This is a genomic window from Streptomyces sp., assembly GCF_035645055.1.
Classification (GTDB): domain Bacteria; phylum Actinomycetota; class Actinomycetes; order Streptomycetales; family Streptomycetaceae; genus Streptomyces.
Window position 1 is genome coordinate 12,443 of sequence record NZ_DASQNH010000086.1, and the last position, 13,414, is coordinate 25,856.

General features: G+C 72.0%; 11 protein-coding genes and 1 pseudogene. 5 read left to right on the plus strand and 7 right to left on the minus strand.

Annotated features, from left to right (window positions below):
* Positions 1-28: 28 nt before the first annotated feature.
* Complete coding sequence (locus VE614_RS27845) at positions 29-1,306, plus strand: MFS transporter (protein ID WP_324943002.1); 1,278 nt, start codon at positions 29-31, stop codon at positions 1,304-1,306.
* Positions 1,307-1,385: 79 nt separating this feature from the next.
* Here VE614_RS27845 and VE614_RS27850 read toward each other — a convergent pair.
* From VE614_RS27850 to VE614_RS27875, 6 genes and pseudogenes are all read right to left on the minus strand, one after another.
* Positions 1,386-1,553 (minus strand): annotated as a pseudogene (locus tag VE614_RS27850) (ionic transporter y4hA); the annotation flags it as partial.
* A gap of 316 nt (positions 1,554-1,869) precedes the next feature.
* Positions 1,870-2,862 carry a TerC family protein gene (locus tag VE614_RS27855; protein ID WP_324943005.1) on the minus strand — a complete coding sequence of 331 codons (993 nt, stop codon included), beginning with the start codon at positions 2,860-2,862 and terminating at the stop codon, positions 1,870-1,872.
* 263 nt (positions 2,863-3,125) lie between these two features.
* Entirely contained in the window at positions 3,126-5,114 is a 1,989-nt protein-coding gene (locus tag VE614_RS27860) for a TerD family protein (protein WP_324943008.1), read from the minus strand.
* A gap of 59 nt (positions 5,115-5,173) precedes the next feature.
* The gene (locus VE614_RS27865; protein ID WP_324943011.1) at positions 5,174-5,752 is read right to left on the minus strand and encodes a TerD family protein; all 579 of its coding nucleotides are present in this window, start codon (positions 5,750-5,752) and stop codon (positions 5,174-5,176) included.
* A gap of 242 nt (positions 5,753-5,994) precedes the next feature.
* Positions 5,995-8,148, minus strand: a complete 2,154-nt coding sequence (gene uvrB, locus VE614_RS27870; protein ID WP_324943014.1) for an excinuclease ABC subunit UvrB — start codon at positions 8,146-8,148, stop codon at positions 5,995-5,997.
* A gap of 147 nt (positions 8,149-8,295) precedes the next feature.
* A complete protein-coding gene (locus VE614_RS27875; protein WP_324943017.1) occupies positions 8,296-9,162 on the minus strand; it encodes an MHYT domain-containing protein in 867 nt (288 codons plus the stop codon).
* Between the two features lie 279 nt (positions 9,163-9,441).
* Here VE614_RS27875 and VE614_RS27880 point away from each other — a divergent pair, with 279 nt between their 5' ends.
* The gene (locus tag VE614_RS27880; protein ID WP_324943020.1) at positions 9,442-10,317 is read left to right on the plus strand and encodes a glycerophosphodiester phosphodiesterase; all 876 of its coding nucleotides are present in this window, start codon (positions 9,442-9,444) and stop codon (positions 10,315-10,317) included.
* Between the two features lie 75 nt (positions 10,318-10,392).
* Positions 10,393-10,956 (plus strand): methylated-DNA--[protein]-cysteine S-methyltransferase, encoded by a 564-nt coding sequence (locus VE614_RS27885; RefSeq protein WP_324943023.1) that lies wholly within the window; start codon positions 10,393-10,395, stop codon positions 10,954-10,956.
* Between the two features lie 40 nt (positions 10,957-10,996).
* Here VE614_RS27885 and VE614_RS27890 read toward each other — a convergent pair whose 3' ends face one another.
* The gene (locus VE614_RS27890) at positions 10,997-11,425 is read right to left on the minus strand and encodes a VOC family protein (protein ID WP_324943026.1); all 429 of its coding nucleotides are present in this window, start codon (positions 11,423-11,425) and stop codon (positions 10,997-10,999) included.
* 106 nt (positions 11,426-11,531) lie between these two features.
* On the opposite strand from VE614_RS27890, the gene VE614_RS27895 reads away from it, so the two are divergent.
* On the plus strand, positions 11,532-12,431 hold the full coding sequence (locus tag VE614_RS27895; protein ID WP_324943229.1) for a pseudouridine-5'-phosphate glycosidase: 900 nt from the start codon (positions 11,532-11,534) through the stop codon (positions 12,429-12,431).
* The gene (locus VE614_RS27900; RefSeq protein WP_324943029.1) at positions 12,428-13,369 is read left to right on the plus strand and encodes a carbohydrate kinase family protein; all 942 of its coding nucleotides are present in this window, start codon (positions 12,428-12,430) and stop codon (positions 13,367-13,369) included. Before VE614_RS27895 ends, VE614_RS27900 begins: the two co-directional genes overlap by 4 nt.
* The last annotated feature ends 45 nt before the right edge of the window (positions 13,370-13,414 follow it).

The window sequence follows — 13,414 nt, forward strand, 5'->3', positions numbered from 1 at the left end:
AGACGTACGCACCGTAAGGACCCCCTCCATGCTGCGGCTCGCGACCGCCGCCCTGGCCGGCACGGCCATCGAGTTCTACGACTTCTTCGTCTACGGGACCGCGGCGGCGCTGGTCCTGGGACCGCTGTTCTTCCCGACCGTCTCGCCGCTGGCCGGCACCCTGGCCGCGTTCGCCACGTTCGGCGTGGGATTCGTGGCCCGGCCGCTCGGCTCGGTGCTCTTCGGGCACATCGGGGACCGGCACGGGCGCCGGCCGGTCCTCGTCGCCTCCCTGCTGCTGACGGGCGCCTCGACGGTCGCGGTCGGCTGCCTGCCGACGTACGGCGCGATCGGGACGGCCGCTCCGCTGCTCCTCGTCGTCCTGCGCTTTCTGCAAGGGCTGGGTCTCGGCGGGGAGTGGGGCGGGGCCGTGCTGCTGACCGTCGAGCACGCGCCCGCCGAGCGGCGCGCCCTGTGGTCGAGCTTCCCGCAGGTCGGACCCGCGGTGGGCTTCCTGCTCGCCAACGGCTCGATGCTGACCCTGTCGGCCACCCTGTCCGAGGCGGAGTTCGCCCGGTGGGGCTGGCGGGTGCCGTTCTGGGTGGCCGGGGTGCTGGCCGTGGTGGGGCTGTGGCTGCGCTCGTCGCTCGCCGAGAGCCCCCGCTTCCTGGAGATCGAGGAGCCCGCGCGCGTGCCGCTCGCCGAGGTCGTGCGCCACCACTGGCGGCTGGTCCTGCTCACCGCCGGCGCGCTCGCCGTCGGCTACGCGCTCTTCTACGCCGTCACCACCTGGTCCCTCGCCTACGCGACCGAGCGGCTGGGGGTCGGCCGCAGCGTCATGCTGGCCTGCGTGATGGCCGCCGTGGTGGTCAAGGGCGCGCTCACCCCGGTCGCGGCGGTGCTCGGCGACCGCTACGGGCGCCGGCCGATGTGCCTGACCGGCTGTACCGCCGCCGCCCTGTGGATGTTCCCGATGGTCGCGCTGCTCGCCACCGGCGCGCCGCTGCTGATGTTCGTCGGCTTCCTCGGCGCGATGCTCTCGTTCATCACGATGTTCGCGGTGGTCGCCGCCTATCTGCCCGAACTGTACGAACCCCGGGTGCGCTGCACCGGCGCCGCCGTCGGCTACAACCTGGGCGGAGTGGTCGGCGGTGCGCTCACTCCGATCGCGGCGACCGCGCTGGCCGAGCAGGGCGGACGGGTGCCGTGGGGGGTCGGGGCCTATCTGACCGGGATCGCGCTGCTCAGCCTCGGGTGCTTCGCGCTGCTGCCGGAGACCCGTCCGGTACCGGCGGCGGCGCCGAAACCGGCGCCGGTCCTGGACTGACCTCCGGGAGAGCCGGTCACGGGGGTGAGGGAGCGCGGCCACGAGCGGACGGAGCCGGGTCTCGGGTTGACCGAGCGGGTCATGGGTTGATCGCCGGTTCCAGGAAGGCCGCGAACAGCACCAGGTGGACGCCGCCCTGGAGCGGGGTGGCGCGGCCTGGTACGAACGTCAGCGAGGCCACGACCACCGTCAGGGCGAGCAGCACCATATGGGTGGAGCCGAGGCCGAGGACGAGCGGCCCGGACAGCGGTTCGTGAGCGACCTGAGCCGAGCGACCATGCGGCGATCGTCGCAGACGGTCCGGGGCTTCGCATTCCGGTCCGCGGACCGCTCGACGGTCCCGCTTTCGCTGGTCAGGTGGTCCTTCTGGCCGGCTGCCACATCTCCTCCCCGCGCTGGTGCTCGTCGCTCGGTCCCGGCGTCGCTCTGGTCGTTCGCTCTCCTTGCGGGGTCGTCGATGAGTGTCTCGGCACCCGGTGGGCAAAACGCGGCACCGGGAGCGGCGATCGGCGAGACGCCGCGGGCCGCTCCCGGTGCCGGGTGCAGGGTGTGGGACGACGCGGTCAGGCGTCGATGCTGTCCTTGGGGGCCCGCGTACCCGCCGCCTCCGCCCGGGCCTGCTTCCTGGAGGCCATCAGGCTGGTGATCGTGGTGACGATCAGGACGGTGCAGATCACGCCGAGGGAGACCGGGATGCTGATCTCCGGGACATGCACCCCGGACTCGTGCAGCGCGTGCAGCACCAGCTTGACGCCGATGAAGCCCAGGATGATCGACAGGCCGTACGACAGGTGGACCAGCTTCTTCAGCAGGCCGCCGATGAGGAAGTACAGCTGCCGCAGACCCATCAGGGCGAAGGCGTTCGCCGTGAAGACGATGTACGGGTCCTGCGTGAGGCCGAAGATCGCCGGGATGGAGTCCAGGGCGAACAGCACGTCGGTGGTGCCGATGGCGAGCATCACGACCAGCATCGGGGTCATGACCCGCTTGCCGTTCTCCTGGATCCACAGCTTGGTGCCGTGGTACCGGTCGGCCACGCCGAAGCGGCGCTCGGCGGCCTTGAGCAGCTTGTTCTCCTCGTACTCCTCGTCCTCCTGGTCGGCCCGTGCCTCCTGGACGAGCTTCCAGGCGGTCCAGATCAGGAAGGCGCCGAAGAGGTAGAACACCCACGAGAAGCTGGCGATGATCGCGGCGCCGGCGGCGATGAAGATCGCCCGCAGCACCAGGGCTATGAGAACACCGATGAGCAGCACCCGCTGCTGGTACTGCGACGGGACCGCGAACTTCGCCATGATCAGGACGAAGACGAAGAGGTTGTCGACGCTCAGCGACTTCTCGGTGATGAAGCCGGCGAAGAACTCTCCGGCCGGCTGGCCGCCGCCGAAGAAGAGCAGGCCGAGGCCGAACAGTCCGGCCAGGACGATCCAGACGACGGTCCAGATCCCGGCTTCCTTGATGGATACGTCATGGGGCTTGCGGCCGATGAAGAAATCGACCGCGATCAGGGCGGCGAGGCCCACGACCGTCAGGACCCACAGGGTCAGGGAAACTTCCACTGCGCCTCCGGCAGTACGTAACGGCGAACAGATCAGTCAGCGTCGTCGCGCTGCCGGAGGTCTCTTCCACCCAACGATGGGCCGACGCCCCGGGATCCGGCCGGATCCGTATTGACGGGTACGCCGCAGCAGACAGGGAGTACTCCCCTCCGTGCGGACAAGACTACCGAATCACCAAGGAAAGGTAAAGCGATCGGTAAAGGGAGAGCCAAGTGCGCTGGTCACGGGGCTTTACTTGCGCTTGGCCCAGTGGCCGGAGCCCCTCACCGGCGCCAGGCGCGGCGGGCCGCCGCGACCTGGGTGAGCACCTGCTGGAGCACCTGGCTGCCCGGCGGCGCGAGCGACGGCTCGTACGTCCAGGCGTGCCCGACCCAGGGGTCGGCGAGGTGGTCGTCCGGCACCGGCGTCAGTCGCAGCAGCGAACGCCACAGCGGGTCGAGCAGCGGGCCGTAGCCCACGGCGTCCTCCCGGTCGGCGACCATCATCAGATGGACACCGACGGCGGGGCCCTCGTCCGCGAGGTAGCGCAGCTGGGTGACCGCCCGGTCGTCGAATCCGTGCGGGAAGTCGTTGACCACCAGCAGGTGCTGGGAGGTGTCGAGGCCCGGCGGCAGCGCGTCGGCGGCCCCGCCGCGCACCGCCATCTGCACCAGGTCCACGCGCTGGGTGAGCTTGGCCAGGACCTCCGCCACCCCGGCGGCGCCCAGGGCGGGCGGCGCCGCGAGCACACCCGTCTGCACCAGCGGGGCCAGTGCCTGGGTGCCCGTGCCGGCCGGGTCGATGACGTACACGGTGTACTCGCCCGCCGGATGGACGGCGAGCAGCCGCGCCGCGTGCCCCACCGCCGACTCCATCGCCAGGCGGCGCATGTCGTGGGTGTCGGTGAACGAGCCGTCGAGCGAGCCCGTACGCCCGCTGTCGATCCACAGTCCGCGCTCCAGCGGCAGCCGCATCAGCAAGGGGATGCGCAGCTGGGCGCACTCCGACAGATGCAGGTCGCCGAGGCGCAGGGCCATCGGCAGTTCCATCGGCACCCGGTAGCCGTGCCAGACGGGGTTGTCCCAGCGGGCGTACGCCGGCGGCAGGGCGGGCTCGACGACGCCGGCCTCGGCGGTGAGCTGAGCGACGTCCCGGTCGAGGGCCTGACGGGCCTGGTCGACGAGCTGGGCGTGCTTGGCGCGGGCGGCCTCCCGGGCCGCGTCCGCCTGGCCGCCGATCCGGCTGCGCGGGTCGGAGAGGACCTGTTCCAGCTCCTTCTCCATGCGCGAGTCGGCGAAGTCGACGGCGCTGCGGTAGGCGGCCGTCGTGCGGGCCAGGTCCTCGAACATGCCCCAGACCTGGTTGTAGAGCCGCTCGTCCATCGTCCAGCCGGTCGCGTCACCCGCGACGGGCCGCGCGGGCTGCCCGGGGGCCGCCGGAGGCGCGGCCGGCGGGGGCGGAGGCGGGGCGGCGTTCCGCCGGCGCGGGTGGTGGTAGTCGATCGGGCCGCCGGCGGCGGGCGCGGCGGGCTGGGTGGGGCCGGAGGGGTCCGCAGGGACGGGGTCCGCGGGCGAGCCGGGCAGGGGGCCGGTGACGCCCTGGGGGCCCGGCGCGCCGTAGGGCGATCCGCTCGGGTCCGGGCCGAGGACGGGGGCGGCGGTCTGCCGGGTGCGGTCGCCGTCCGCCGTACGCGGCGGGGGCGCGGCCACCGAGCGGGCGACGCCCCGCGCCACCGCGTCGTTGATGGCGGTGGCGAGCCGGGGTGCCTCGGGCAGCCCCTGGTCGGTGAGGAGGTCGGCGAGGCCGCCGGCGTAGCCCTGGCCGACCGCGCGCACCTTCCAGGCGTCCTGCCGCCGGTAGAGCTCCAGGGCGACGACGGCCGTCTCGGCCTCCAGGCCGGTGAGGGTGAAGGTGGCGATCTCCGTGCCGTCGAGGCCGGTGACGGCGACGAACGGAGCGGCCACGGCACCGAAGCGGCCGGGGCCGCCCGCGGTGCCGACGGGGAGGGCGAGCAGCACATTGACCCGGTGCACCGTGTCCGGCATGGCGTCCAGATCCACCGCGAGACGGTGGTCGGCGGCCGCCTGGCGGGAGACTTCCAGGCCGGGCAGGGTGGGGGCGCCCGGATGGGCCACCCGCTCCACGCCGTGGACCTTTCCGTTCTCGTCGCTGAGCGTGGCCGCGGCCACGATCGGCGTGCCGGCCGAGACCCTGATCTCCAGACGGGCCTGGGAGAGCGGGTGATTCTGCCCCCGCACCAGCTCGGCCGTCATCGCCTTCGTCCCCCTGCTGTCGCTGTGTAGGTGTGTGGTGTGCCGCTCGCCCGGACGCGTCAGAGCAGCGGCAGGATGGACGGCATCAGGTCCTGGAAGGTGCGGCCGTTGGCCGGGGTGCCGAGGGCGGTCATCGACCAGCCGGTGCCCACGCGGTGCACCTTCGCCATGATCTGGGCCGTGTAGGCGCCGCCGCCCGCGAGGGTGTAGCGGGCCAGCTCCTGCCCGTTGGTCTCGTCGACCAGGCGGCAGAACGCGTTCTGCACCTCCTGGAAGGTCTGGCCCGTGAAGGAGTTCACGGTGAAGACGATCTGGTCGATGTGGACCGGGAGGCGCTGCAGGTCGACGAGGATCGCCTCGTCGTCGCCGCCCTGGCCGACACCGCCGACGAGGTTGTCGCCGGTGTGGCGCACCGAGCCGTCGTCGCTCACCAGGTGGCGGAAGAAGACGACGTCGACCGGCTGCTTGTCCGCGAACAGGACCGCGGAGGCGTCCAGGTCGATCTCGCGGGTGCGCGAGCCGAACAGGCCGCGCCGCGGGGCCGCCTGCCAGCCGAGACCCATACGGACCGCGCTCAGGCTGCCGCCGTCGTTCTTCTGCAGACTGATGGCCTGACCCTTGGTCATATTGACGGTCACGCGCTGTTTCCCCTCTCGGACAGTCCCCTGTTGCCGCGATGCCGCGGTTGACCTGAACCCTACGCAGGGGCACTGACAGTGCCGTACCCCGGACCTGACTTTGTGTCGGTCTTGCAACACAGCGCAGCCGGTGGCGGGGCCCGCGGGGCTGCCGGGGCCCCGGTTCCGCGCGGAAGCCCGGGCGCGGACCGGTGCGGGGCCGGGGCGCCGGTTCCGGGGCGGGACCGGCGCCCGGGCGGACGTCAGGACAGGCCCGCCTCCTTCATCTGGCGCAGTTCCTTCTTCATCTCCGAGACCTCGTCGCGCAGCCGGGCGGCGATCTCGAACTGGAGGTCCGCGGCGGCGGCCCGCATGCGGGCGGTCAGCTCCTCGATCTGCTCGGCGAGTTCGGCCGCCGGACGGTCGGTCGGCACCGTCTCCTTCGCCTTGCCCTTGGCCGTCTTGGCCTTGGTGGCCTTCGCGCCCTTGACCGAGTGCTCGGCGAGCGAGGGCACCGGGGCCTTGGTGCCGCGGCCGTCCTTCTTGGCCCGGTAGCCGCTGCCGAGCAGCTGCTCGGTGTCGACCTCCTCGCGGGCGATCTGCGCGACGATGTCGTTGATCTTCTTGCGCAGCGGTTGCGGGTCGACGCCGTTCGCCTCGTTGTACGCGATCTGCTTCTCCCGCCGGCGGTTGGTCTCGTCGATGGCCTTCTCCATCGCCGGGGTGATCTTGTCGGCGTACATGTGGACCTGGCCGGAGACGTTGCGCGCCGCGCGGCCGATGGTCTGGATCAGGGAGGTGCCGGAGCGCAGGAAGCCCTCCTTGTCGGCGTCGAGGATCGCCACCAGGGACACCTCGGGCAGGTCCAGGCCCTCGCGCAGCAGGTTGATGCCGACCAGGACGTCGTACTCGCCCGCGCGCAGTTCGCGCAGCAGCTCGACGCGGCGCAGGGTGTCGACGTCGCTGTGCAGGTAGCGGACCTGGATGCCGAGCTCCAGGAAGTACTCGGTCAGGTCCTCGGCCATCTTCTTGGTCAGGGTGGTGACCAGGACGCGTTCGTCACGCTCCACGCGGGCGCGGATCTCGTGCACCAGGTCGTCGATCTGGCCCTCGGTGGGCTTGACGACGACCTCGGGGTCGACCAGGCCGGTCGGGCGGATGATCTGCTCGACGAAGCCGTCCGCGCGGGACATCTCGTAGGTGCCCGGGGTCGCGGACAGGTAGACGGTCTGGCCGATGCGCTGCTGGAACTCCTCCCACTTCAGCGGGCGGTTGTCCAGGGCGGAGGGCAGCCGGAAGCCGTGGTCGACGAGGGTGCGCTTGCGGGAGGCGTCGCCCTCGTACATCGCGCCGATCTGCGGCACGGTGACGTGCGACTCGTCGATGACCAGGAGGAAGTCCTCCGGGAAGTAGTCGAGCAGGGTGTTGGGCGCGGAGCCGGGCGAGCGGCCGTCGAAGTGCATCGAGTAGTTCTCGACGCCGGAGCAGGTGCCGATCTGGCGCAGCATCTCCAGGTCGTAGGTGGTGCGCATGCGCAGCCGCTGGGCTTCCAGGAGCTTGCCCTGCTTCTCCAGCTCGGCCAGCCGCTCGGCCAGCTCCTTCTCGATGTCGTTGACGGCCCGCTCCATGCGTTCGGGGCCGGCGACGTAGTGGGAGGCGGGGAAGACGTAGAGCTGCTGGTCGTCGCTGACGATCTCGCCGGTGATCGGGTGGAGGGTGGACAGGGCCTCGATCTCGTCGCCGAACATCTCGATGCGGACGGCCAGCTCCTCGTAGACCGGGAAGATCTCGATGGTGTCGCCGCGGACCCGGAAGGTGCCCCGGGAGAAGGCCACGTCGTTGCGCGTGTACTGGATGTCCACGAAGCGGCGCAGCAGGTCGTCCCGGTCGATCTCCTCGCCGACCCGCAGGGGGACCATGCGGTCCACGTACTCCTGGGGTGTGCCCAGGCCGTAGATGCAGGACACGGAGGCGACCACGATGACGTCTCGGCGGGTGAGCAGCGAGTTGGTCGCGGAGTGGCGCAGCCGTTCGACCTCCTCGTTGATCGAGGAGTCCTTCTCGATGTAGGTGTCCGACTGGGGGACGTAGGCCTCGGGCTGGTAGTAGTCGTAGTACGAGACGAAGTACTCGACGGCGTTGTTCGGCAGCAGCTCGCGGAACTCGTTCGCCAGCTGGGCGGCCAGTGTCTTGTTCGGCGCCATGACCAGGGTGGGGCGCTGGAGCTTCTCGATCATCCACGCGGTGGTGGCGGACTTGCCGGTGCCGGTCGCGCCGAGCAGCACGACGTCCTTCTCGCCGGCTTCGATGCGCCGGGCGAGCTCGGCGATGGCCGCCGGCTGGTCGCCGCTCGGCTGGTAGGGGCTGACGACCTCGAAAGGCGCCACCGTACGTTCGATCTGGGAAACGGGCCGCATGTCATCCACCGTACGACTCGCCACTGACAAGCGGCTCTGATCAGCGTTTTCCGTTTCCGCGAGGTGCGGACGCGCGGGCCGCCGGCCGACGGCACCGGGCCCGGTCAGCGGATTCGCGGTCAGCGGTCAGCGGTCAGCGGTCAGCGGTCAGCGATTCTGCGGGGTGCGGGCGCGGCGGCCGACCGGACGGCGGCGGGCGTCGGCCGGGAAGCGGGTGCCCTGGTGGTGGACGGGGACGTGGGCCGGGACGCCCGGCTTGTCCTCCGGCCGCGGCCAGTCCGGCTTCCCCATGACCATCAACGGGTCGAACAGCACGACGACACCCGCGAGGCAGAGGAAGGCCAGCGGGCCGATCAGCATGGGGGCGAGCAGGGCCGCGGGCGAGTCGCCCGTGCCGGGGCCGCCGGTGCCGTGCAGGTGGACGCTCAGGGCGGCCATGCCGGTGTAGTGCATGCCGCTGACCGCCAGGCCCATGACGAGACTCGCGCCGATGCTCCACAGGAACCCTCTGACCTGGCCGGCCGCCCACAGGGCGGCGGTGGCGGCGGCCATGGCGATGACGACCGAGGCGGCGACGGTGAGGGTGTTGTACTCCAGTTGTGCGTTCAGACGCATTCCGGCCATGCCCAGGTAGTGCATGGAGGCGATGCCCAGACCCGTAAGGGTGCCGCCGGTGAACAGGGCGGTTCCGGTGGCGCCCCGGTAACCGACGATGAAGATCCCGACGCCCACCATGACGATGGCGACGGCCAGGCTGGCGAAGGTCGTCGGCTTGTCGTAGTGGATCGGCGCCTCCTCGACCGTGAACCCCATCATCGCGATGAAGTGCATGGTCCAGATGCCGGAGCCGATGGCCGCCGAGCCGAGGGCGAGCCAGCCCGGGCGCCAGGGTCCGGCCACGAGCATGGATCTGGTGGTGCAGCGCAGGCCGAGGGCGCCGCCGAGACAGGCCATGAGATAGGCCGCCAGCGGCGTGACGAGGCCGTAGCTGAATCCGTCGACCGTGCCTTGCATGCGCGGCTGCCCTTCCGCCCTCTTCCGTCCCGGAATTCCCTGAAAAGCTCCCCTTCCCACAACCGCCCGAGCGGTCAGGGTTGAGGCAGAGAGTATGACTCCCACCGGAATGGTCGAACGACTTTCCGGCAAAGAAACACGCCCCCGCCCCACTTGTGCGGCCCCGGTGAGGGGGCTCCGGCAGCGCCGTTCAATCTGTGGCCATCCCGCACTCGCCTCGCGTCGACCCTCTGCTGTCAGAGTTGTGCTGTCCGTGACCACTCGACGCGAGGAGTACGCATGCAGCCGCGCGCAGCCACCGCCACGACCGCCGCGCTCCTGGGGACCGCCGCCCTGCTGTTCCCGGCACCCGGCGCCCGGGCCGAACCCGCCGTGCAGCGGCCCGCCGTCATCGCCCACCGGGGAGCCTCCGCCTACGCGCCCGAGAACACCCTGGCCGCCGTCGACAAGGCGGCCGAGCTGGGCATCGAGTGGGTCGAGAACGACGTCCAGCGCACCAAGGACGGCCAACTCGTGGTGATCCACGACGACAGCCTGCGGCGCACCACCGACGTCGAGACGGTCTTCCCGGACCGGGCGCCGTGGCAGGTGAAGGACTTCACCGCCGCCGAGATCGCCCGCCTGGACGCCGGCAGCTGGTTCGGCCCCGCGTACGCGGGCGCGCGCGTGCCGACACTGAAGGAGTATCTGTGCCGCGTCGAGTCCCACCACCAGAAGCTGCTGCTGGAGATCAAGAAACCGGAGCTGTATCCGGGCATCGAGCGGGACACGCTCAAGGTTCTCGCCAACGAGGGCTGGCTCGACCAGGCGCATGTGGCGGGCCGGCTGGTGGTGCAGAGCTTCAGCGCGGACAGCATGCGGACCGTCCACCACCTGCGGCCCGCCGTCCGGACGGGATTCCTCGGCACGCCGCCCGTCGCGGAGCTGCCCCGGTACGCGCTGTTCGTGGACCAGATCAACCCCCCGTACGGCGCCCTCTCGACCGCTTACGTCTCCTCGGCGCACGCCATCTCCGGGGCGCACGGCCGCAAGCTGCGGGTCTCCACCTGGACCGTCGACTCCGCGGACACCGCCCGGACCGTCGCCTCGTACGGGGTGGACGGCATCATCACCAACCGGCCCGACGTCGTGCGGGAGGCGCTGGACGGGGAGTGACGGCGACCGGCTGTCGGGGAGTGACGGACGGGCGAGCGGCGGGCGTTGTCGGTGGCGGGCCGTACGGTGGACCGCATGGACAGCGATGGGCGGGACGAGCGGCGGGACGAGCGTGTCGTGTGGACGGTGGTCGGCACCGACATAGGCCCGCTGCTCCTGGCCGCGACCCGCGACGGCCTGGTCAACGTGGTGTTCCACGCCACGGACGCCGTGCGTGACAAGGCGCTGGACCGGCTCGCGTCCCGGCTGGGGACCGAGCCCGTCCAGGCACCCGGCTCCCCGCTGCTGGCCGAGGCGATACGCCAGGTCGAGTCCTACTTCACCGGGGCGCGGCAAGGCTTCGACCTGCCGCTGGACTGGTCGCTGATCTCCGGCTTCAACCGCCAGGTGCTGCGCGAGCTGGCGTCCGGCGTGCCGTACGGCACGGTCGTGGGCTACGGCGATCTCGCCGGCCGGGTCGGCCAGCCCGGCGCGGCGCAGGCGGTGGGGGCCGCGATGGGCGCCAATCCGCTCCCGGTCGTCGTGCCCTGCCACCGGGTCGTCGAGAGCGGCGGCGGGATCGGCGGCTTCGGCGGCGGTCTGGAGACCAAGCGGAAGCTGCTGGCCCTGGAGGGCGTGCTGCCCCAGCCGCTGTTCTGAGGCCCCTTCCCGTGCGCCGGCGCCGAGCCGCCGGGGCGCCTCAGGAGTAGTGGCGTGCCTCGAAGACGTTGCCGTCGGGGTCGCGGAAGTAGAAGCTCCGCCTGGCCATGCCGCGTGCGCCGTAGGAGTCGTGGGCGATGTCCGACACGGGGACGTCGTGTCCGCGCAGCCGGGTGCGCAGGGCGTCGAACGCGTCGGACGGCAGCGACAGACAGACGTGGTTGACGGGGTGGCCCGCGCTCCTCTTGGCCCCGGGCAGCATGGTCATGCGCTCCGCCATGCTGAGCGGGGCGAGATCGAGGATCGTCTCCTCGTTCACCCGGACGGAGGGGAAGGAGACCTCGCCCGCGGTGAAGCCGGTGACCCGGAGCGGTTCCAGGCCCACCGCCTTCGCGTAGAACTCCGCCGAGGCGACCGGGTCGCGCACCCAGAGGACGACATGGTCGAGACGTGTCGCGTTGTCGGTCATGCGTCCCAGGCTGGTGGTGTCCCCCACAGGCCGCAAGCGTTTGAGCGGGCCCGCCGACCGCCAGGGATGAGGGAAGACCGACGGAGGAGGCAGTCGCGTGACGCTGATGGTGTCGGAAGAGGTACGGGACGCGGTCGCCGCGGGTCGTCCCGTGGTGGCTCTGGAGTCCACGATCATCGCGCACGGGCTGCCCCGCCCGCGCAACCTCCAGGTGGCCCTGGAACTGGAGGAGGCCGTACGGCAGGAGGGAGCCGTCCCGGCGACGATCGCCGTCCTGGACGGGCGGCCGCGGGTCGGCCTGGACAAGGAGCAGGTGGAACGGATCGCCAACGAGGAGGGGATCCGCAAGCTGGGGCACCGCGATCTGGCACTCGCCGCCGCCACCGGGGCGAGCGGTGCGACCACGGTGTCGGCGACCGCGCTGCTCGCGGCCCGCGCGGGCGTCCGGGTGTTCGCCACCGGCGGGCTCGGCGGGGTGCACCGGCAGTGGACGGTGACGCAGGACGAGTCGGCCGACCTGGGCCTGCTGGCCCGTACCCGGATCACGGTGGTGTGCGCGGGGGTCAAGTCGATCCTCGACGTGCCCGCGACCTTGCAGCGGCTGGAGACGCTGGGCGTGGCGGTCGCCGGCTACGGCACGGACCGGTTCCCCGGCTTCTATCTGTCCGACTCGGGGCATCCGGTGGACTGGACCCTGGACAGCCCGGGTCAGGTCGCGGAGGTGATGCGGGCTCAGGACGCGCTGCGCCTTCCCGAGTCGGCGCTGATCGTGGCCAATCCGGTGCCGGAGCCCGAGCAGCTGGATCCCGAGCTGCACGCGCGCGTGCTCGCCGACGCGCTGCGCGCCTGCGACGCGGAGGGGGTCACCGGTCAGGCGGTCACGCCCTTCCTGCTCGACCACCTGGTGCGGCACACCGCGGGCGCCTCGCTGAACGCGAACCTGGCGGCGGTGCGGGGCAACGTACGGCTGGCGGCACGGATCGCGGCGGCCTGGGCCGGGGCGTGAGCGCGACCGGGGGCACGGCGGGGGCGGCGGCTCCCGGAGGTGGCGCGCTGCTGGTGGTCGGGGATGTGATCACGGATGTCGTCGCCCGGCACAGTGGCCCCTTGGCGCCGGGCACGGACACGGCCGCCGCGGTGCGCACCGTGCCCGGCGGGGCGGGTGCCAACGTGGCGTGCTGGGCGGCCCACTCGGGATGCGCGGAGGTACGGTTCCTCGGCCGGGCCGGGGCGGACGCGGTCGCCTGGCACGAGCGGGAGCTGGCCGCCTGCGGGGTGAGCGCGCGGCTCGTCGTCGACCCCGGGGCGCCCACGGGAACGGTGATCTGCCTCGTCGACACGGGCGCGGCGGCCGAACGGACCTTCCTCACCGACAGCGGGGCCTCCCTGCGGCTCGATCCCGGTGACTGGTCGGACGCGCTGCTCGACGGTGTCGTACGCCTGCATCTGTCGGGCTATCTGCTGTTCTCCGAGGCGAGCCGGGCACTCGTGGCGGTGGCCCTGGCGGCGGCACGCGCGCGCGGGGTGCCGGTGAGCCTGGATCCGGCGTCGGCCGGATTCCTCAAGGAGCTGGGAGCCGACCGCTTCCTGACGCTCGTCGACGGCGTGGAGGTGCTGCTGCCCAGCCGTGACGAGGCCTGTCTGCTGACCGGGCGGCGCGACGCGGCGGCAGCGGCGGCCGAGCTGAGCCGGAGCGTCCCCCTGGTGGTCGTCAAGCAGGGCGCCGAGGGTGCGCTGGTGGCCAGGTCCGGAGCCGTGACCGTACACGTCCCCGCCGTACCGACCACACCCCGGGACACCACGGGCGCCGGCGACGCCTTCACGGGCGCGTTCCTCGCGGCGCTCCTCACCGGCGCGGACGCGGAGACGGCGACGCGGGCGGGCTGTGCGGCGGGGGCCAGGGCGGTCGGGCAAGTGGGAGGAAGACCACCGATGCCGGGGTGACCCGAGGGCCGGGTGCCGGACCGGCCCGCCTTCGAAGCGTCGGCG